The organism is Viridibacillus sp. FSL H8-0110, assembly GCF_038003565.1.
Taxonomy (GTDB): Bacteria; Bacillota; Bacilli; order Bacillales_A; family Planococcaceae; genus Viridibacillus; species Viridibacillus arenosi.
In genome coordinates this window covers 2350724-2370730 of the sequence record NZ_JBBOPJ010000001.1, presented here as the reverse complement: position 1 = coordinate 2370730, position 20007 = coordinate 2350724, and the positions used below count along the sequence as shown (strand labels likewise).

The window sequence follows — 20007 nt, the reverse complement described above, 5'->3', positions numbered from 1 at the left end:
GAATTGTTGTTTGGGGTTATAGTAAATAAATCATCTATCATTTTTAGAGTGAAGATTCCGAGTTCTAATAAATAGATTTTGTAACAGTTTATGATACAGATTCGGACTAGAATAGTCATAAAGTAGGTATATCATCAATTGAATCTGTCTCAACAGTATCAAAAAAATTGGCAAACTTTAGTGAGGATTTAGTTAACTCTGTAAAAAGTTCAAAATAAAAATTTTATGGTAAATCAAATGTCTTATAGTAGGCATTTGATTTTTTTGTGGAAAATTGTATGTATTTTCAAAATAAACTATTATAAAGTTGGTTTTTACTATGGAAGTGTTGCAAACCTTATTAAATTTTCAAAAAAACTATAACATGATGCTTTTTCTTAGTGTTTTACCTTCATTGATATAGAAATGTTTAAAAAATAAATATACTTAACTTAGATTTCATCATAAAAGAAGAAATATGTTCATATATTTCTTAAAGAAAAGACCGTGAAAAATAAGGTTTAGAATGAACTTGACGCAAATTTTTATCTTCTATGAAATATTTTATTTTCGATAAAAATGGAATGTGTATTCTAAATCAATTAATAGAATCAATACATTTGTTATAAGTGTAGTTCGAAATTGATGGTAAAAAAGGAGGTTTGATATGCATATAAATGTAATGTATAGACCTAGGTTTTATGCTAAATATGGAAAGAGACTATTAGATGTAGTTGTTTCTAGTATTCTTTTGCCTATTATTGTACTTATGATGCTAATAATTGCTATTGCATTACTAATTGTATCTGGAAGACCTATTTTCTTTACACAAGAGAGAACGGGATTAAATTACTCAAACTTTCAAATTTGGAAGTTCAGGACGATGCGTAATGATCTTAGTAAGAAGTGTAAAGTGACTGACTGGGAAGGTGGGGTCCCCGAACAGTTTGTTTTTAAGAACTCACAGGATACGAGGATGACAGGTATAGGGAAGTTACTAAGAAAACTGAGCTTAGATGAACTACCACAAATTATTAATGTTTTAAAAGGTGAAATGAGTCTAGTAGGACCAAGACCTGAAGTACCTGAAATTACAGCTTATTATAATGTAGAACAGGCTAAAAGATTGAATATGAAACCAGGAATTACAGGATTGGCGCAAATAAATGGACGTTCTAATATTCCTCATGGAAGAAAAATAAATTATGACATTGATTACGTAGAGAATTGCTCTTTACTACTCGATATCAAAATATTAATTCGCACTATTCGTGTGGTTTTTAGTCGAGAAGGAGCTTATTGATATGTAATTCAAGTTATATTTCATCTATATAAATGGCCATGTATTGCGAGCAAGTCGAAAAATAATGAAGTTTGATCATCCAGTAAACTGACATGTGAAGCCAAAAATGATGGAGTAAAAAGAAATAATAGCTTATTTCACTTATACATAATAGATTCTTAGAAGGTTTTTAGTATTTGTAACTGTATTACAGGCAGTAATGTTTGACTGTTAACAGCGGCTATTAATTCCATATTAAAAACCAGATAATTGCAGCAAAGTATTTGTGTAATCATAAGCATTCGTTAATGGTGGTTTCAAGGTAAATAAATTGGTCATATGGAGAACAGTTTCATTAATCAGCGTATATTGGCAAACACAAAGATCAAAGAAAGGTGAGTTAATGAAAATTGTTCAAATAATCACGAAATTAGATACAACTGGCGGAGCTCAAACACATGTACTTGCTCTCACAAAACAACTTGCTTTAGATGGACATGAAGTAACAATACTCACTTCAAAAGGAGAACTCATTTTTAAGCCGTTAAATGAAAAGAATATAAGCATTATTCAACTTCAAAATTTAAAATGGGCTATTCACCTTGTAGCTGATATTCGTGCATTTTTTGAAATACGTTCCATATTACGTCGTATTAATCCAGATGTAGTAGCTCTTCATTCATCAAAAGCGGGTGTAGTTGGTAGGTTAGCAGCTTTTTCTTTAAATATACCAACTGTCTTTACTGCACATGGTTGGGCATTTACTGAAGGAGTAAAACCAATAAAACGTTGGATTTATCAACAAATCGAGAGGGCATTTGCGAGAAAAACGACTAGAATTATTACTGTTTCAAATTATGATTACGCACTTGCTATCAAAAAAAAAGTTGGCAAAAAAGAAAAAATGACGACGATTCATAATGGTATTCAGAATAGTAATAAACATAGCTTTCCTCAAAATAAAATATCAAAAATCGTTATGGTAGCAAGATTTGAGCAACCTAAGCGTCAAGATCTTTTGATTGAAGTTCTTTCCTCAATGAAAGAAAATGAGTGGCAGCTAGTTTTCATAGGTGATGGAAAAGAGATGGAAGCTGCAAAAACGTTAACGCTACAAAATGGTATCGACCACCGCGTTACATTTCTAGGTTCTCGTGATGATATAGAAACACAACTACAACAGGCTGACATCTTTGTCCTTTTGTCTAATTTTGAAGGACTACCTATTTCTATCTTGGAGGCAATGAGAGCTCAGTTACCAGTTATCGCTTCGAATGTAGGGGGTGTACAAGAACTCATTATCGATAATGAAACAGGGTATATAGTAAATCATGATATACAAGTTATTAAAGACAAGTTGATTCAATTACTAGAGAATAGCGACTTAAGGCTGCAACTTGGTCATGCAGGTTGCCGTTATTTTGAAGATAGATTCTCATTTCATTCTATGTATGACAAAACAGTGAGTCAGTATTTACAGGCTCAAAATGAAAAGAAACAGATAATAGATGTAACAATACTTGATCATCACTAAGTTTTTATTAGCAATTCTCTAGATTTTTAAATTTAGACAAGTTACAAACGGATTTGTATTAAAGGAGGCGATTATCCTAAAGACATCTCGTTCTAGGAGGAAGAATGTAATAAGTAATTCAAAGAAGTTAAGAAATGGAGAGAAGCATTGAACATTCTAGTAACTGGTGGAGCAGGATATATTGGCTCACATATATGTATCGAGTTAATCCAAGCTGGTCATGAAATCATTATTGTAGATAATTTTATTAATAGTAATAAAGAAGTAATCAATCGTATGCAAGCAATCACAAAGAAAAAAATAACATGTCTCTCCGTAGATATTAGTCATAAAGAAGATTTAGAAAAGGTGTTTCAAAACTATTCAATCGATAGCGTCATTCATTTAGCAGGTTCCAAATCTGTTTCAGAATCCCTCCACAATCCAATTAAATACTACTTGCAGAATTTGGTAAGCACAATCCAGTTAGTCGAACTAATGAATAAGTATAAAGTACGTCAACTCGTTTTCAGTTCATCAGCAACTGTCTATGGCACCCCAGAACAATGTCCTATCCCTGAAACTGCAACCTTAAATACAACGAATCCCTATGGAACAACAAAGCTAGCTGTTGAAAAATTCTTATATGAATTTGCACAATCCAATCATTCTTTTTCCATTGTTTCATTACGATATTTTAATCCAATTGGAGCACATGAAAGTGGCATGATAGGAGAAGATCCTTTTTCCGTTCCGAATAATTTGATGCCTTATATTACGCAAGTGGCAACGGGTAAATTACCTTTTTTAAATATATATGGAAATGACTATCCAACGCTTGATGGAACCGGTATTCGTGATTATATTCACGTAGTAGACTTGGCAAAAGGTCATGTAAAAGCGTTAGAAAGTTTAAAAGGAAAGTATGGATGGAGAGTATTTAATCTAGGTACTGGTGAAGGATATAGCGTCCTACAAGTTGTAAAAACATTTGAATATGTCTCAGGTATTCCAATTAAATACCTAATAAGTGATCGACGTGAAGGTGATGTTACCATTAGCTATGCAGATGCGACAAAAGCAAAACAACAACTGAATTGGGTAGCAGAAAAAACTTTGGAAGATATGTGTCGAGATGCTTGGAGATGGCAAAGGAATAATCCAAATGGTTATAAGGTAAGGAATGTAGCAGAAAATCAGTTGTTATATATAACTGATTTGTAATTGTTGCATAAAAATGGAATATGATTTATACTGTATTAAACATACTGAATTACCCTGTTTTAAAATACTTTTCTAAAGCCCTATAGGAAAACTATGAGGGCTTATTTCCTATGGTTAAATTGACAGAAATGTTTGCTTATCTGACAATTTAATGATAGGATTAAATCAATTACATATTCTTATCAAGAGAAGCAGAGGGATAAGGCCCTGTGAAGCTTCAGCAACCTCTGATTTAATCAGAAAGGTGCTAAGTCCTACAAGACAAAAGTCTTGGAAGATAAGAAACGAGCGTGTTAAGTTAGCCCTCATTCTTATCCTTAGAATGAGGGCTTTTTATATGCGTGTACATAATAGACAAAAAGGAGAGAAATAGCTATGCCAATTAATATTCCGAAAAACCTTCCAGCAACGGAATTACTAAAAGAGGAAAAAATCTTCGTAATGGAAGAGGACCGTTCAAAAAGCCAAAATATTCGTCCTTTAAATATATTAATTTTGAATTTAATGCCAGAAAAAGAGAAAACTGAGCTTCAATTATTACGTCTACTTGGTAATACACCTCTACAAGTAAACGTAACGTTTTTAAATACTGCAACGTATGTTTCAAAAAATGTTAGTAAAACACATTTAGAATCATTTTATACGACGTTTGAACATGTTAAGCACCGACGCTTTGACGGCATGATTATAACGGGTGCACCGATTGAATTAATGGAGTTTGAAGATGTTGATTTTTGGAAAGAAATCGTCAGTATTATGGATTGGACTAAAACAAATGTCACTTCTGTGTTACATATCTGTTGGGGTGCACAAGCAGCACTTTATCATCATTATGGTATTGGGAAATTCCCACTTGCGAAGAAATGCTCAGGAATTTATGATCATACAATCAAAGATCCAACTGTAAAGCTTGTTCGAGGTTTTAATGATATATTCACTGCACCACACTCACGGAATACATCTGTATCTATTGAAGAAGTTGAAGCTCATCCAAAGCTCAAACTACTTTCAGCCTCTGATGATGCTGGAGTATTTATTGTCATGTCAGAAGATGAAAAGCACATCATGATAACTGGGCATTTAGAATACGATGCTCATACTTTGGCAGACGAATATTCACGTGACGTTGCAAAAGGGTTGAATATAGAAGTTCCTCAAAATTATTTTCCAAATGATGATCCAGCAAAACAGCCATATAATACTTGGCGTTCACATACGCATTTATTGTTCTCTAACTGGCTGAACTACTATGTGTACCAAGAAACACCATTTGAGTGGGAATAATATAAATAAATGCTCTATTCTATTAGTAAAATAGCATAGGGCATTTTCTTTTTTTGTAGATACTCTTTATAAGTAAAGACCATTTTCTATTAAAATCTAAAGGTGAGCACCAACAAAGCATACTTTATGCTATTATAAATATAGTTTATCTCGAAGGGAAGACAATTAATGAACTCACCTTTTACATTTATTCATACAGAACCAAAAAATATGGATCCATCTAAAAAATACCCAGCCATTTTCTTATTACATGGAATGGGGAGTAATGAGCAAGATTTACCTGGATTAGTAGCTGAATTTAAAGATAGTTGTCATATTTTTAGTTTGCGTGGCCCTATTACACATAAACCTGGTTATGCCTTCTTTACAATTCAAGATATAGGGGAACCAGATCGTCCAGTTTTTGATAAAGTAGTTCATTTTATCCGAGAATTTATAGATGAAGCTTCTTTCGTTTATAATATTGATGTAGAGAAAGTTGTATTAATGGGCTTCAGCCAAGGAGCTATTTTAGCACAGTCACTAGCATTTGTTTTAGGCGATAAGTTGACAGCAGTTGTCGCTTTAAGTGGTTATATTCCTGATTTTGTGAAAAACGAATATCATAAACAATCAGTGGAACATATGCCAATTTTCATCTCTCATGGTGAATATGATTATGTTCTACCGCATCAATGGGGTCTTGAAAGTAAGGACTTCTTTGAGTCATTAGGTGCAGCTGTCACGTTTAAGAGCTATCCAGACGGACATGGTGTTACACCAGCTAATCACTTAGACTTAGTCACTTTCTTAAAAGAACAAATTTCTTAACTATATTTTAAATGCTACGAGAAAAATTATGTACTGACATAGAAAAATGAGACAAATAAAAACACCTTTCGTTGAAAAATTGGGTATCCTACTTCTAAAAATCAACGTGGAGGTGTTTTTTCTATGGGGACAAGAACCAGTTATCTAGAATAAATGAAAATGAAGGCAATTAAGATGAAATTAGCTGAGATTCCTGTAAAGCATGTATTTGAAGAAACAGCCAGCTGCCATTACAATCTCATCAACTGACTGTTTGCTTTTGATAAAAAGATGAAAAGTTTATAATCCTGCCTTTAATTCAGAGTCCAATAGAAGATCTAGGTCCTTGAACCGTCAAATTGAAAAGTATTAATGATATTTCATAGGGTGTTTGTTTCATACCACTATCTAACCATTGTTGAATAACTACTAAATGAGCAGAAGTTGGACCAAGAATGACATTCATGAAGTCGGAATTTTCTTTTATATATTCAAATAATTCTATTAAAAAAGGTGCTGGCTGATTTGTAGTATAAAAAAAAGCGGATACTAAATAGAAAAAACCACTTTAGAACAAGCAAAAAATTAAATAGAAGAAAAATAAACAAAGCCATGGTAAAAAGTCGCTCGTGGCTTTGTTTATTTCTATATTAATTGTAAATAGTAATAACTATAATATTATCGTATGAATAAATATTGATTAAGTATAAACCTCGGTAGTCTATATAGATAAGATCAAAATCCAGCGTCTAAGAGAAAATAAAAACCATACTAGAAAAATACTAGTATGGTTTAAGAATAATAATTGTTACTTTACTGTTATGTCTGCCTTAAATTGTTGAAATAATTGCTCCCTATTTCGAGGGAAGGGGACATCAATTGCTAACATGCCGTTTTGCAGTAATTGCTCTGCCGTTTCAAATACCCATGGCTTCTCAAGATGAGCTTTTGAAAGTAAGTTAGGTTGTTTAAAAACGGAGACAGGATCACCATGATATAGAATTTGTCCATCACTCATGACAATGATCTCATCAGCCCATTCATATGCAAAATGCACATCATGTGTCGATAAAATAATAGTTTTATGCGGTTTATGAATCGTATTTAAAAGTGACATGATTTGTTTAGAATAATATGCATCGAGACCTGCAGATGGTTCATCTAATATTAAGACATCGGGATTCATTGCTAAAACTCCAGCAATAGCAACACGTTTTTTCTGTCCTAAACTTAAAAAATGAATTGGTTTTTGTTGTAGGGCGATAACTTCAGTTTCTTGCATCGCCCAGTCAATTTGTTCAACTACTTTTTCTTTAGACCAGCCAAGATTAATTGGACCAAACGAGATATCCTGTTTTACAGTGCCAGAAAATAATTGAGAATCTGGATCTTGAAATACGATGCCTACTTGCTCTCGTAACTGTAATAAAGATTTGCGCCCATACTCCATCCGTTCTCCTTTAAAATATATCTCACCTGAAGTGGGTTGCAATATCCCATTTAAATGCTGAAATAATGTAGATTTACCAGCTCCGTTATTACCGAGTAGTGCAATTTTCTTACCTTTTTTTATTGAAAGAGAAAGCTCGTTTAATGCAATCGTCCCATCTTGATAGCTATGTGTAAGATGTTGTATGTCAAAAAAAAGCTCATCCATTTAGACTTCCTCCAAACTGAATATAAACAGAGACAATGCTAAAAGAAATGAGTCCAATTAATACCCAGTTTCTTTTAGAAAATGAATACTCACCCTCTAATAATTTTATATCTTCCGTATAGCACCGAGAATTCATTGCAATTATTAATTCTTTAGAACGTTGAAATACATGGACAAATAAAGTGGAAACAAGTAAACCTAATGAGTGGATACTTTGTTTCACAGTAAAATAACCAAGACGAGAATTTTGTGCTTGATGAATTTTAAGTGATGTTTCTAAAAAAACGAAAATGAAGCGATATGTTATTTCAGTTAATTCGATTAATAATGCTGGTACTTTCAGCTTACGTAATACATGTAAAATATCATGGATGGGTGTAGTCAATGTTAAGAAATATAAGCAACTAATACTACTTAGCACTGTAAAAAATAATTGGATTGCTGTCTCTACACTATTTTCTGTAATAAAAATATGAAATCCTAAAAATTCAGTTGTCCAAAGTGAAGAGGGGCTTAAGCTATGATTGCTTGAAACTGAAATTAATATTGTAAGCATACTCGATAATAGGAAAAAACTAGGCACTAATAATAACTTGAAATAATATTTAAAAGGAATTTTCGCACCTAAAATTGTAAAAGCACTCATCACAGTGAATGTGATGAGTGATACAAGTGTATCTTTCACAGTTAACGAAAATAACATCAGAAAAAAGGTGAATACCATTTTTTCTATTGGATGAATATGCTGCCAACGATTCATATAAGCATATTTATCAATAAGAAGCATCTTATATTTGACCCTCTTTGTTATTCACATTATCTTTGCGTTTGTATTTACCTCTTGTTAGACCAACAAAGTAACCGATAAAACCAGCACCAATGGCTGCTTGAAGGCAGAATAATAGACTTTCGATTTCACCACTTGGTGGCTCCCAAATACTTGAGAACCAAGGCTCATACGAAGCATTAATTTCGCCAATGGCAGCTTCAGCTTCACCATCAGCTCCTCCAAATTCAGCCCCTTTTTGAATGAAAAGAGGGAAAATAGCAAGAATGACAACGATTGAGATTAGTATTAAATTCTTTTTCATCGTTGTTCAGCTCCTTTTGTGAAGACGCGAAGTGCTTTTAGCTCAGCTACGTTGTATTTTTTTAAGAAATTCATAATGACCACAGTTAAAATACCTTCAGAAATAGCTAAAGGAATTTGCGTTAAAGCAAAAATACTACTAAATTTAGTGAAAGAGGCAGAGATTCCACCGATTTCAGAAGGGAATGCAAGTGCTAATTGAATAGAAGTGACAAGGTAAGTACCAAGATCACCTAAAGTTGCAGCCAAAAATACAGCAAATGCAAAGGATAAACCTGCTTTAGAAGCCCCTTTGTAAACAGCGTAAGCAATTAGTGGACCAACGACTGCCATTGAAAATGCGTTAGCACCAAGTGTTGTTAAGCCACCATGAGCTAAAAGCAATGATTGGAATAAAAGAACAATAAAACCTACAATACTCATTGCAAATGGCCCAAATAATACAGTTCCTAAACCTACACCAGTAGGGTGAGAACAACTACCAGTTACAGATGGGATTTTAAGTGCGGATAAAACAAAAGCAAAAGCACCAGATAAGCCAAGCATCATTTTAGTATCTGGATTTTCCTTAATTGTTTTACGTATTGAACGGAATCCAATTATCAAAAATGGAATTGTTACTGCCCACCAGAAGATAGCCCATTCTACAGGTAAGAATCCCTCCATAATGTGCATGGCAAATGCTTGATTTGGAACAATCATGACAAATGCTAAAAAATAAATCATTTTCCAGTTAAATATTGATTTTAACTTATTCATATTATTCTCCCTTTTATTTATGTATTTTTACTAGATATACAGTTATATACAAATAACACCTCCTATGAAATACCTCTCTGGATAGGGCGTACAGCCAGTTTGCAAATAAAAAAGCACTTCTTTCATAGAAAGAAGTGCGTGAAGGAAAAGTCATCAAAAAATAAGACTTACTCACTTTCACACCCATCCTCGTAGGTTGAAACAGTTCCTCACTTTATGGCAGGTCTCCTGGCTTAGAATCCTCATTTTGCTACAGCCTTCCCGTCTATTGACAGTGACATAATGTAGCAAAACTCCTCAACACAGTGGCGGGACCGCGTCGGATTAACACCGACTTCCCTTTTAAGTTAAACGCTAATTTAACACCATAAAGTTTATTGAATTGTTTGATTTCAGAATATAGTGTATCATGAGAATTTTCTTTCTACTAGATTTTTTTATGGAATTTTCAAAAATATTGAAATTGAGTAGTAAGGTAGATATAACTGTTTTTAATAACTTTATATAGGTGTAAATGTAGAATTTAAATTATGTCAAGATAATATTCATAAAAAAATCTATTTGAATCTAGTAAAATTTAGTATATGATAGTTACAGATTTAGAATTTACTGAATAATACAATTGAATATCAAATTTAAAAGTGCCGACATGTTTGGTTTATTGAACATGTAGGATAATAGGGAAATCGGTTAGAATCCGATGCAGCCCCCGCTACTGTAACGCTGATGAAATGATAACACTCACTGGTAAAATACTGGGAAGAGATCAAAGTAAAGTGACGCGTAAGCCAGGAAACCTGCTTTTATAATTATGAACGATACTTTTCGGAGGGAAAGGTGAAGGCTACAGTGGACGATGCTTATTTATTTTGATGTGTTGTCTGAATAATCTAGTTTTTAAACCTTAATTCTTTGAATTAAGGTTTTTTTATTTACCAAAATAAATAACTAGTTGCCAATTTACCCTATTTCCATAGATTTTTCATAAAAAATGATGAACACAGTATGGGAGGATCACGATGACAACTTGGAATTTAGAAAGAATGAAAAGCCATTTGCTCATTTGTAATGGTAGTAGCTGTTTGAAAAAGGGCGGCGAAGAAGTAACGCTGGCAGTAAGGGATGAGATTGCTAGGCTTGGGGTAGACGAACAAATACATACAACTCGAACTCGCTGTAATGGACGTTGCAAAGATGCCTGTGTCGTTATTGCGTATCCACAAGGTACTTGGTATCAAGCAGAATCTCCTGAAATTGGCCGTCAAATTGTTCGCGATTGTATGAATCAGCAAGTTGCACCTCATGTCGTCTACCAAACATTAAATGGCAACATGACGAAAAACCCTACATCAGGAGCGATTAAAGGTATTTCGAAAAACAAATAGTTAGATGTAACGAAAAGGAGATGTTTGAATGTCGCAACTTGGCAAACTTTATGTAGTTGGTTTTGGTCCAGGAGATTTTAAACATATTACAACTAGGGCAGTTGAAGCACTGCAAGAAAGTGATTTTATTATCGGTTATAAAACGTACGTTGAACTCATTCAAGATCTAATTGATAGTAATACATCTGTCATCAGTACCGGTATGACTGAAGAAGTTTCTCGGGCTCAAGAAGCCGTAAGACAAGCTGAAAATGGTAAAAAAGTAGCGGTCATTTCAAGTGGTGACTCAGGTGTGTACGGTATGGCCGGACTAGTTTATGAAGTGTTAATAGAAAAGGGATGGACAGAAGCAACCGGTGTTGAAATTGAAGTTATTCCTGGCATTTCCGCTATTAACTCTTGTGCTTCTTTACTTGGCGCACCGGTCATGCATGATTCATGTACGATCAGCTTAAGTGACCACCTAACTCCATGGGATTTAATAGCAAAACGTGTGGAAGCTGCGGCAATGGCGGATTTTGTAATAGCTCTTTACAACCCACGGAGTGGTCGTCGTACACGACAAATTGTCGAAACGCAACGTATTTTATTACAGTATCGTTCACCTGAAACACCAGTAGGTTTAGTGAAAAGCGCTTATCGTGATCGACAAAATATCATCATCACTAATTTAAAAGATATGTTAAATCATGATATTGGTATGTTAACGACAGTTGTCATCGGTAATTCATCGACATTTTTGTATGATAATAAAATGATTACGCCTCGTGGTTACCAAAGAAAATACACATTGAATGCTGAAAAACAACCACTAAAACCACATCAACGTTTGAAAGAAGAGGCAGAACCGTGGGCAATGGACCAAGAAACCGGCATTCAGCGTAGTCAAATTATTGATAGTGCACCTGCTTTAGTAAGAGCTAAGCAACCGTCAGTTGTAAAAACAGAACCAAAACCTAAAATTGGCTCATTTGAAATGGCATTAGATGCATTAACTCGTGTAACGGGTCAGCAAGTGGAAACTCAAACTACTTTTGTACAGCAAGAAATGGAATCTATTTTCGAATTAGCCGTAAGCCCTGGGGTTGCAAATAAAAGGTTTACACCAAAACAAATGATGACATTAGCTGATGTAGTTGGAGATAAAGGCACTATGGAATATACACCAAACCATAATATTCTTTTGAAAATCCCAACAACAAAACCAGATTTTATTACAGCTAGACTGCAAGATGCAAACTTTATTCTGTCACCAGTTGGTGATGTTGTCACAATAAAAGCATGTGATTTCTGTGATGGCGAGAAAACGGGCGGAATTCCTTATGCTGAGGAACTTCAAGAAAAACTTGGAGGTCTGAACATGCCTAAAGAATTTAATATCGGTTTTAATGGCTGTGGTATGGCATGTTATAAAGCTGTAATGGAAGACGTCGGAATCGTCTATCGAAAAGGTAAATTTGATCTTTTTGTAGGTGCGAAGCCAGTTGGTAGAACGGCTCACCCAGGACAACCAGTTGCAGAGGGCATTGAGCCAGAAAAGATTGTAGAAGTTGTCAGTAATATCGTTGAAGAATATCGTCAAAATGCACATCCGAACGAGCGCTTGTTCAAATACTTCAAACGTGTGAAGCGAATTCAAGGATTTAACTATCAAGATATGTCACCGAAAATTGAAATTGAACCTGCTCCTTGCGGGGATTAAAACTTAGGGGGAACTATATTTATGAAAGCTATATTATTCGTCGGGCATGGTAGTCGTTTAGCAGAGGGTAATGCAGAGGTTAATAAATTTGTAGAGCAATTAAAGCCAACATTAGATGGTCAATTACTAGTGGAATCTTGTTTTTTAGAATTTGCATCACCAAACATTGCACAAGGGATTGATAACTGTGTCGTTAAAGGTGCTACAGAAATCCATGTTATTCCGATTATTTTATTGCAAGCAGGACATTCGAAAATTCATATTCCAGCAGCGATTGATGAAGGTAAAGAAAAATATCCTACTGTACAAATTACATATGGTCGTCCACTAGGTGTACATGAATCCATTTTCTCAATTTTAAAAGAACGTTTAACAGATGCCGGTTTCAATCATGAAGCGGAAAATAAAGATACAGCTATTTTATTAATCGCACGTGGTGGTAGTGACCCAGATGCTAATAGCGACTTTTATAAAATTGCCCGTATGCTTTGGGAACAGTTAAATGTTCGTACAGTAGAATGTGCATTTATGGGTGTAACTTACCCAACAGTTGAGGAAGGTATTGAAAGATGTCAGCAGTTAGGAGCTAAAAAAGTAATTATGCTGCCTTACTTCCTATTCACAGGTATTCTGATGGAACGTATGGAACAAATGGTCTTAAGTTACCAAACTAAGTACCCTGAATTAGAAGTAAAATTAGCGTCTTACTTTGGTTACCACGCTGAACTAAAAACAGTATTAGCAGATCGAGTTGAAGAATCACTTCAAGGTAATGTGAAAATGAACTGTGATACTTGCCAATACCGTATCAATGCAATGGAATTTGTAGAGCATCATCACCATCATGACCATGATCATGACCACGACCACGGCCATCATCACCACGATCATGACCATCACCACCATGAACACGATCACGAACATGCTGGTACTGCAAAATGATTTTGTTTTTAGCAGGTACGAGCGATGCCAGAGCATTGGCGATAGAGTTACAACAAACTGGATACCCAGTTTTTGCAACTGTTGTCACTGAATCAGCTGCAAAAAGTTTAGTTGAAGCAAATATAGAAACGCATATTGGTCGTCTAACAGCTGAAGATATGGCTCGATTTATTCAATCAAAAAACTTACAAGCTGTAGTAGATGCATCTCATCCATTTGCAGAAGAGGCATCAAAAAATGCACTAGAAGGTGCAAGATTAGCAAGTGTTCCATATATCCGCTATGAACGTGAAAGTCAGCAATTCGAAAATGACAAATTAATCTTAGTAAAAAACTACGAGGAAGCGGCAAATCTGGCGGCTAAAAAACGCGGTGTCATCATGCTGACAACTGGCAGTAAAACACTTGGTACATTTACTGAGAAGTTATTAGGATTAGAGGATACAAGAGTCATTGCCCGTATGCTACCACGTTTAGACAATATGGAAAAATGCGCAGAGCTTGGTGTAGAACAAAAGAATATCGTTGCTATTCAAGGTCCATTTTCAAAAGAGCTTAATTTAGCTCTTTATAAGCAATACGGTGTCACTTTAATGATTACAAAAGAAAGTGGCAAAGTAGGTTCAGTTGATGAAAAATTAACAGCAGCTCTGGAATGTGGAATTGAAACAATTATGATTGCAAGACCGAAAGTAGCTTATGAAAATGTGCATTCTACTTTTATTGATGTTATTCAAGCATTACAAACTCAACTTTCCCAAATTTAGGAGGTAACAAGAATGGATTTTAGAACAGATTTTAAACCTTTAACAGTCGATCCAGATAAAATTTACGAACATAGTTTTGCAACTATTTTAGAGGAATATGGTCCACATGATTTTACGGAAGATGAATGGAAAATCATTCGTCGTATTATTCATGCTTCAGCGGATTTCGATTTAGGTCGCTCAGTAATTATTCATCCAGATGCGATTGAAGCGGGTATTAGAGCTATTCGTTCTGGTAAAGCAGTTATCGCTGATGTGCAAATGATTGAAAGTGGTACCGGACATAAGCGATTCCAAAAACACGGTGGAGATGTATATTGCTATATTTCTGATGAAGATGTTTCGAAAGCTGCTAAAGAGGCAGGTGCTACACGTGCTATTATGTCAATGCAAAAAGCTGCTCATTTACATGAAGGTGGTATTTATGCAATTGGAAATGCACCAACTGCATTATTAGAATTGATTCGCTTAATTAAAGAAGGTGTAGTAAAACCGGATTTAATAATCGGAATGCCTGTTGGATTTGTATCTGCTGCAGAATCGAAAGAAGAATTAGCTAAAATCACAGAAGTACCGTTTATTACAAACCTTGGACGTAAAGGTGGTAGTACCGTAACTGTTGCGGCACTTAATGCCATTTCACTATTAGCTGATCAGGCTTAACGATGCAAAAGAAAGAGAAAAAAGATCCATCGCAAATGCGTCATGGCTATACAACAGGCGCTTGTGCAACAGCAGTAACGAAAGCAGCTTTAACGGCTCTTATTACTGGTGAAGCACAAGAAACAGCAACGATCCATTTGCCGGTGGGCCGAGATGCGACATTTACTATTGAAAAAAATACATTTGAAGGAAATTCAGTAAGTTGTGAAACGATAAAGGATGCCGGAGATGATCCAGATGCAACACATAAAGCATTGATTATTTCTACTGTCAGCTGGGGCGATCAACCTGGAATAATTTTAGATGGAGGAGTCGGCGTGGGACGAGTGACCAAGCCGGGTCTTCCTGTTCCTGTTGGAGAAGCAGCTATTAATCCAGTCCCAAGGAAAATGTTGAACACTACCGTCCAAGAAACGCTAGATGAATTTCAAATTGACCGTGGAGTAAAGGTTGTCATTTCTGTTCCAGATGGAGAAGAAATTGCAAAAAAAACGTTAAATGGTCGACTCGGAATTATCGGTGGTATTTCTATATTAGGTACTAGAGGAACCGTTGTACCGTTTTCTAGTTCTGCTTATATGGCAAGTATTGTCCAGGCGATTAGTGTAGCAGTTGCTATGGGCTGCGAACATGTCGTGTTGACAACAGGTGGGCGAAGTGAAAAATATGGCATGCAACAATATGAAGGACTTTCTGAGGAAGCTTTCATTGAGATGGGTGATTTTGTCGGTTTTGCACTTAAGCATTGTAAACGTTTAGGTATTAAAAGAGTGTCGTTAGTAGGCATGATGGGGAAATTTTCGAAAGTTGCTCAAGGTGTCATGATGGTGCACTCGAAAAGTGCTGCCATCAATTTTGAATTTATGGCAAAACTTGCGAAAGACGTAGGAGCACCAGACGAACTAGTGCAAGAAGTGGTGGGAGCAAATACGGCTTCTCAAGTTGGTGAGATGATGATGGAAGCAGGTTTTGACCAGTTTTTTAATCATTTATGTGAAGCTTGTTGTACAGCTTCTCTCAATCATGTGCGTGGAGGCCTTATCATGGACACAGCAATTTATTCCATGAAAGGACAATTATTAGGGAGGTCTGATGGCATTGACTCAATCGATTAAATTGATCGGAATTGGTGATAACGGACTAGAAAGTTTATTACCTCAATACGTATCGTGGATTGAAGATAGTGAAGTATTGGTAGGCGGAGAAAGACTACTTGAATTCTTTCCTCACTATTCTGGTGAAAAAATTGTCGTAAAAGGCGGATTGAAACCTTTAGTAGAACAGTTGAAAAATGAAAAGCGTAAAACAGTTGTTTTAGCATCAGGGGACCCATTATTTTATGGTCTAGGAGGTTATTTAACTAGCAAAATAGATATCGAAGTTTACCCATACTTTAGTTCCATTCAATTAGCTTTTTCAAAAATGGGTGAGAGTTGGCAAGATGCTTATTTAATAAGTGTTCATGGACGCAGTATGAAGGGCTTGGCACAAAAAATCGATGGCAAATCGAAAATCGCATTGTTAACGGATTCTGATAATAGCCCGAGTAAAATCGCAGAATATTTATTATCCTTTGGCATGACAGAATACCGAGCTTATGTTGCAGAAAATATTCAAGGTGAAGACGAAAAATACGGCTGGTATGAATTAGAGGACATGAAAAATCTCGAGTTCTCTTCATTAAATGTTGTCATTCTAAAAAAAGTTGGACAAAGCCCAAAATGGACATTAGGCATTGATGACGAAGAATTTTCACAACGTAAACCCGATAAAGGGCTGATTACGAAAAAAGAGATTCGAGTTTTAAGTTTATATGCTATGCAATTAACGAGTAGTAGTATCGTTTGGGATATTGGTACATGTACGGGCTCCATGGCTATTGAATCTGCGAAGCTGGCACCAGAAGGACAAGTATTTGCGATTGAAAAAAATGAAGGTGATCTTGAAAATTGTCTACAAAATCAACGTAAATTCCGTACCGATTTAACAGCGGTTCACGGAAAAGCGCCTGAGGGACTTGAAACATTCCCGAATCCAGACGCCATTTTCATCGGTGGTACAGGTGGTAACATGAAGGATCTATTGAGAGTATGTTGTGAGCGTTTAACTGAAGGTGGAAGAATTGTTTTAAATGCTGCGACCATCGAAAATTTATACCGAGCGAATGAAGCATTCGATGAGTTTGGTTTTGAAACATCAATTATGCATGCACAAATTTCAAGAAGTAAACCAATTTTAGGTATGAAACGATTTGTACCTTTGAATCCAATCTATATTATTACGGCAAAACGAAAGGAAGACATCCATGAGTAATTTCGGTACTTTATATGGTCTAGGAGTAGGTCCTGGAGATCCTGAACTTATAACAGTTAAGGCATTCCGTGTGATTCAGGAATCACCAGTTATCGCTTATCCGCGAAAACGTAAAGGAAGTAAAAGCTATGCACAACGCATTGTTGATGTATATATCCGTCCAGGCGAAAAAGATATGCTTGGACTTGTTTTCCCAATGACAAAGGACCAAGAGATTCTTGATCGAGAGTGGAATAAAGCAGTGGAACTAGTATATGAAAAATTACAAGAAGGCAAAGATGTTGCATTTGTAACTGAAGGCGATCCTCTACTCTATAGTACATTCATCCATATGATGAAGTTGATGCAAGAATTGCACCCAGAAATAGAGATTAAAACAGTTCCTGGTATTTCATCTTTCAACGGTTCAGCTTCACGTTTAGGTATTGCACTTGCAGATGGAGATGACCATGTTGCGATTATTCCAGCTACTGATGATTATGATGCCATGAAAAAAGCACTTGAAGATCATGATGCTGTCGTATTCATTAAAGTAGCCAAAGTAATGGATTTAATGATTCGCGTGTTAAAGGATTTAAATCTATTTGATAAGGCTTCTGTCGTGACAAAGGTTACCTCTGATGAGGAAGTCATTTGGTCAATGGATGAATTAGAAGATGCAGAGCTAGAATACTTAACATTAATGGTGGTGCGCAAATAATGAAAAAAATATACATAGTTGGGGCAGGCCCTGGAGATCCAGATTTAATCACAGTAAAAGGCTTAAATATTTTACAAACTGCAGATGTAGTGATGTATACAGATTCACTAGTAAATGATGAGCTTATTGCAAAAGCAAAACCAGAAGCTGAAGTAATTAAAACAGCAGGTATGCATTTAGAAGAAATGGTCGCCGTCATAGTTGACCGAGTGAATGCTGGTAAAACACTAGCACGCATCCATACAGGTGATCCTGCAATGTACGGTGCGACAATGGAACAACTGGCATTACTGAAAAAGGAAGATATTCATGCAGAAGTTATTCCAGGAGTCAGTTCGGTTTTCGCTTCAGCTGCTGCTATAGGTGCTGAGTTAACAATTCCAGATTTAACACAAACACTCATTTTAACTCGTGCAGAGGGCCGTACTCCAGTACCTGAATTTGAAAAACTTCGTGATTTAGCAAGCCACCATTGTACGATTGCATTATTTTTGAGTGCTACTTTAACAAAGAAAATTGTCAAAGAACTCCAAGCAGCTGGTTGGAGCGATGATACGCCAATTGCCGTAATACAAAGAGCTTCTTGGCCAGATCAAAAAATCGTCCGTACAACGCTTATTAATCTAGATGAAGATATGCGAAAAAATGGTATTCGTAAGCATGCTATGATTTTAGCAGGTTGGGCGCTTGATCCTAATATTCATGATAAAGATGAGTACCGCTCAAAATTATACGATGCAACATTTACTCACGGATTCCGAAAAGGTGTGAACCTCAATGATTGAATTACAAGAAGGAATTGAACCGATTGTAGTTCAACATAATCAATATGCCATTGTTGCTATAACGAAGCACGGTGTACAAACAGCACGTAATCTACATCAATCATTTGTACACTCAGACGTATACTATATGAGTAAATTTGAACAAGGTGATGAACAACAAAAGCATATTCAACTATTTACAGGAAGTGTACGCATGTTGTTACCAACACTGTTCAAACAATATAAAGGTATCATCATGATAATTTCACTTGGTGCTGTAGTACGTATGATTGCACCTATTTTAGTAGATAAAAAGACAGATCCTGCAGTTGTCGTCATTGATGACCGTGCGGAAAATGTCATCAGTGTTCTATCAGGTCATTTAGGTGGAGCAAATGAATTAACACACGAAGTAGCTTCTGCTTTAAATGCTCGTGCAGTTATTACAACTGCATCAGATGTTCAAAAAACAATTCCAGTAGACCTTTTCGGTGCTCGCTTTGGCTGGGTTTGGGATTCTGCAGATAAATTAACGCCTGTAAGTGCATCTGTAGTAAATGAGGAACCTGTTGCGATTGTACAAGAGTCTGGTGAGAAAAACTGGTGGCATCTACAAACACCTATGCCAGAAAACATCAAACAATATCCGAGCATTACAAAGGCTATAGATGCAAAGCCAAAAGGGGCATTAATCATTACGCACCGATTGCTAACAAAAGCTGAAGAAGCCATATTAGAAAATGGCGTTGTTTATCGTCCGCAGAATGTCGTAATCGGAATGGGCTGTAATCGCGGAACATCTTCAGAAGAGATTGAACAAGTTATTTTGGAAACTTTGCAAGAACTTCAAATTTCGATTAAAAGTGTCAAAGCACTATGTACAATCGATTTAAAAAAAGATGAGCAAGGTTTCCTTCAAACTGTTGCAAAATATGGATGGGATTTTAAGTACTACACTCCAACTGAATTGAATATTGCCACAATCGAAGCACCATCAGATACTGTGTTCAAATATACAGGTGCTTATGGTGTAAGTGAACCAGCAGTTCGCTTATATACTGGTTCAGATGATTTAGCTTTAGTTAAGAAAAAATCAGGTAACACAACTATTTCAGTTGCCGTCATTTCACATGATGAATAGTATCAATTGCTAATTAAAACCGGTTGTTTATGCCGGTTTTAATTGCAATCTCG

General features: G+C 35.6%; 19 protein-coding genes and 3 riboswitches. Of the genes, 15 read left to right on the top strand and 4 right to left on the bottom strand.

The genetic code is table 11. The features are described 5' to 3' along the window. Window positions 1-646 precede the first annotated feature (646 nt). From MHH98_RS11830 to MHH98_RS11810, 5 genes are all read left to right on the top strand, one after another. Window positions 647-1282 carry a sugar transferase gene (locus tag MHH98_RS11830; protein WP_340712904.1) on the top strand — a complete coding sequence of 212 codons (636 nt, stop codon included), beginning with the start codon at window positions 647-649 and terminating at the stop codon, window positions 1280-1282. Window positions 1283-1664: 382 nt separating this feature from the next. Continuing rightward, window positions 1665-2795 (top strand): glycosyltransferase family 4 protein, encoded by a 1131-nt coding sequence (locus tag MHH98_RS11825; RefSeq protein ID WP_340712902.1) that lies wholly within the window; start codon window positions 1665-1667, stop codon window positions 2793-2795. 147 nt (window positions 2796-2942) lie between these two features. After that, window positions 2943-3998: a UDP-glucose 4-epimerase GalE gene (galE, locus tag MHH98_RS11820; protein ID WP_038181471.1), complete on the top strand. Its 1056-nt coding sequence runs from the start codon at window positions 2943-2945 to the stop codon at window positions 3996-3998. Between the two features lie 176 nt (window positions 3999-4174). Next, a riboswitch (SAM riboswitch) is annotated at window positions 4175-4282 on the top strand. 91 nt (window positions 4283-4373) lie between these two features. After that, on the top strand, window positions 4374-5282 hold the full coding sequence (metA, locus tag MHH98_RS11815) for a homoserine O-acetyltransferase MetA (RefSeq protein WP_340712900.1): 909 nt from the start codon (window positions 4374-4376) through the stop codon (window positions 5280-5282). A 168-nt stretch (window positions 5283-5450) separates the two neighbouring features. Continuing rightward, complete coding sequence (locus MHH98_RS11810; protein ID WP_038181480.1) at window positions 5451-6092, top strand: alpha/beta hydrolase; 642 nt, start codon at window positions 5451-5453, stop codon at window positions 6090-6092. A 787-nt stretch (window positions 6093-6879) separates the two neighbouring features. On the opposite strand, the gene MHH98_RS11805 is transcribed toward MHH98_RS11810, so the two are convergent. The 4 genes from MHH98_RS11805 to MHH98_RS11790 are packed head-to-tail and all read right to left on the bottom strand — an operon-like array spanning window position 6880 to window position 9577. Continuing rightward, complete coding sequence (locus tag MHH98_RS11805; protein WP_340712898.1) at window positions 6880-7728, bottom strand: energy-coupling factor ABC transporter ATP-binding protein; 849 nt, start codon at window positions 7726-7728, stop codon at window positions 6880-6882. Further along, window positions 7721-8515, bottom strand: a complete 795-nt coding sequence (gene cbiQ / locus MHH98_RS11800) for a cobalt ECF transporter T component CbiQ (protein ID WP_038181491.1) — start codon at window positions 8513-8515, stop codon at window positions 7721-7723. Before cbiQ ends, MHH98_RS11805 begins: the two co-directional genes overlap by 8 nt. Window position 8516: 1 nt before the next feature. Beyond that, complete coding sequence (locus MHH98_RS11795; protein ID WP_038181494.1) at window positions 8517-8819, bottom strand: energy-coupling factor ABC transporter substrate-binding protein; 303 nt, start codon at window positions 8817-8819, stop codon at window positions 8517-8519. Continuing rightward, window positions 8816-9577, bottom strand: a complete 762-nt coding sequence (locus MHH98_RS11790) for an energy-coupling factor ABC transporter permease (protein ID WP_038181498.1) — start codon at window positions 9575-9577, stop codon at window positions 8816-8818. Before MHH98_RS11790 ends, MHH98_RS11795 begins: the two co-directional genes overlap by 4 nt. A gap of 201 nt (window positions 9578-9778) precedes the next feature. Continuing rightward, window positions 9779-9962: riboswitch (cobalamin riboswitch) on the bottom strand. Window positions 9963-10206: 244 nt separating this feature from the next. After that, a riboswitch (cobalamin riboswitch) is annotated at window positions 10207-10396 on the top strand. Between the two features lie 200 nt (window positions 10397-10596). On the opposite strand from MHH98_RS11790, the gene MHH98_RS11785 reads away from it, so the two are divergent. Genes MHH98_RS11785 through MHH98_RS11740 form a run of 10 tightly spaced genes read left to right on the top strand, consistent with a single transcriptional unit; the run spans window position 10597 to window position 19954 of the window. Continuing rightward, window positions 10597-10962 carry a (2Fe-2S) ferredoxin domain-containing protein gene (locus tag MHH98_RS11785; protein WP_340712895.1) on the top strand — a complete coding sequence of 122 codons (366 nt, stop codon included), beginning with the start codon at window positions 10597-10599 and terminating at the stop codon, window positions 10960-10962. Window positions 10963-10990: 28 nt separating this feature from the next. Next, window positions 10991-12664: a precorrin-3B C(17)-methyltransferase gene (gene cobJ, locus MHH98_RS11780; protein WP_076034936.1), complete on the top strand. Its 1674-nt coding sequence runs from the start codon at window positions 10991-10993 to the stop codon at window positions 12662-12664. Between the two features lie 21 nt (window positions 12665-12685). Beyond that, window positions 12686-13606: a sirohydrochlorin chelatase gene (locus tag MHH98_RS11775; protein ID WP_038181505.1), complete on the top strand. Its 921-nt coding sequence runs from the start codon at window positions 12686-12688 to the stop codon at window positions 13604-13606. Beyond that, window positions 13603-14373, top strand: a complete 771-nt coding sequence (cobK, locus tag MHH98_RS11770) for a precorrin-6A reductase (protein ID WP_038181508.1) — start codon at window positions 13603-13605, stop codon at window positions 14371-14373. The genes MHH98_RS11775 and cobK overlap by 4 nt, the downstream gene beginning before the upstream one ends. Window positions 14374-14385: 12 nt before the next feature. Further along, window positions 14386-15036, top strand: coding sequence for a precorrin-8X methylmutase (locus tag MHH98_RS11765; RefSeq protein ID WP_038181511.1), 651 nt, complete (start codon window positions 14386-14388; stop codon window positions 15034-15036). A gap of 2 nt (window positions 15037-15038) precedes the next feature. After that, window positions 15039-16151, top strand: coding sequence for a cobalt-precorrin-5B (C(1))-methyltransferase (locus tag MHH98_RS11760; RefSeq protein WP_038181514.1), 1113 nt, complete (start codon window positions 15039-15041; stop codon window positions 16149-16151). Then, complete coding sequence (cbiE, locus tag MHH98_RS11755; RefSeq protein ID WP_081730041.1) at window positions 16129-17349, top strand: precorrin-6y C5,15-methyltransferase (decarboxylating) subunit CbiE; 1221 nt, start codon at window positions 16129-16131, stop codon at window positions 17347-17349. The genes MHH98_RS11760 and cbiE overlap by 23 nt, the downstream gene beginning before the upstream one ends. Then, window positions 17342-18049, top strand: a complete 708-nt coding sequence (gene cobI / locus MHH98_RS11750; RefSeq protein ID WP_038181518.1) for a precorrin-2 C(20)-methyltransferase — start codon at window positions 17342-17344, stop codon at window positions 18047-18049. The genes cbiE and cobI overlap by 8 nt, the downstream gene beginning before the upstream one ends. After that, the gene (gene cobM, locus MHH98_RS11745; RefSeq protein WP_038181520.1) at window positions 18049-18834 is read left to right on the top strand and encodes a precorrin-4 C(11)-methyltransferase; all 786 of its coding nucleotides are present in this window, start codon (window positions 18049-18051) and stop codon (window positions 18832-18834) included. The genes cobI and cobM overlap by 1 nt, the downstream gene beginning before the upstream one ends. Beyond that, a complete protein-coding gene (locus MHH98_RS11740) occupies window positions 18827-19954 on the top strand; it encodes a cobalt-precorrin 5A hydrolase (RefSeq protein ID WP_340712889.1) in 1128 nt (375 codons plus the stop codon). Before cobM ends, MHH98_RS11740 begins: the two co-directional genes overlap by 8 nt. The last annotated feature ends 53 nt before the right edge of the window (window positions 19955-20007 follow it).

Excerpts from the sequence above, each read along its gene's own strand:
- MHH98_RS11830 (WP_340712904.1), top strand. The coding sequence starts at position 647 with ATGCATATAAATGTAATGTATAGACCTAGGTTTTATGCTAAATATGGA.
- MHH98_RS11825 (WP_340712902.1), top strand. The coding sequence starts at position 1,665 with ATGAAAATTGTTCAAATAATCACGAAATTAGATACAACTGGCGGAGCT.
- metA (WP_340712900.1), top strand. The coding sequence starts at position 4,374 with ATGCCAATTAATATTCCGAAAAACCTTCCAGCAACGGAATTACTAAAA.
- MHH98_RS11810 (WP_038181480.1), top strand. The coding sequence starts at position 5,451 with ATGAACTCACCTTTTACATTTATTCATACAGAACCAAAAAATATGGAT.
- MHH98_RS11805 (WP_340712898.1), bottom strand. The coding sequence starts at position 7,728 with ATGGATGAGCTTTTTTTTGACATACAACATCTTACACATAGCTATCAA.
- cbiQ (WP_038181491.1), bottom strand. The coding sequence starts at position 8,515 with ATGCTTCTTATTGATAAATATGCTTATATGAATCGTTGGCAGCATATT.
- MHH98_RS11795 (WP_038181494.1), bottom strand. The coding sequence starts at position 8,819 with ATGAAAAAGAATTTAATACTAATCTCAATCGTTGTCATTCTTGCTATT.
- MHH98_RS11790 (WP_038181498.1), bottom strand. The coding sequence starts at position 9,577 with ATGAATAAGTTAAAATCAATATTTAACTGGAAAATGATTTATTTTTTA.
- MHH98_RS11785 (WP_340712895.1), top strand. The coding sequence starts at position 10,597 with ATGACAACTTGGAATTTAGAAAGAATGAAAAGCCATTTGCTCATTTGT.
- cobJ (WP_076034936.1), top strand. The coding sequence starts at position 10,991 with ATGTCGCAACTTGGCAAACTTTATGTAGTTGGTTTTGGTCCAGGAGAT.
- MHH98_RS11775 (WP_038181505.1), top strand. The coding sequence starts at position 12,686 with ATGAAAGCTATATTATTCGTCGGGCATGGTAGTCGTTTAGCAGAGGGT.
- cobK (WP_038181508.1), top strand. The coding sequence starts at position 13,603 with ATGATTTTGTTTTTAGCAGGTACGAGCGATGCCAGAGCATTGGCGATA.
- MHH98_RS11765 (WP_038181511.1), top strand. The coding sequence starts at position 14,386 with ATGGATTTTAGAACAGATTTTAAACCTTTAACAGTCGATCCAGATAAA.
- MHH98_RS11760 (WP_038181514.1), top strand. The coding sequence starts at position 15,039 with ATGCAAAAGAAAGAGAAAAAAGATCCATCGCAAATGCGTCATGGCTAT.
- cbiE (WP_081730041.1), top strand. The coding sequence starts at position 16,129 with ATGGCATTGACTCAATCGATTAAATTGATCGGAATTGGTGATAACGGA.
- cobI (WP_038181518.1), top strand. The coding sequence starts at position 17,342 with ATGAGTAATTTCGGTACTTTATATGGTCTAGGAGTAGGTCCTGGAGAT.
- cobM (WP_038181520.1), top strand. The coding sequence starts at position 18,049 with ATGAAAAAAATATACATAGTTGGGGCAGGCCCTGGAGATCCAGATTTA.
- MHH98_RS11740 (WP_340712889.1), top strand. The coding sequence starts at position 18,827 with ATGATTGAATTACAAGAAGGAATTGAACCGATTGTAGTTCAACATAAT.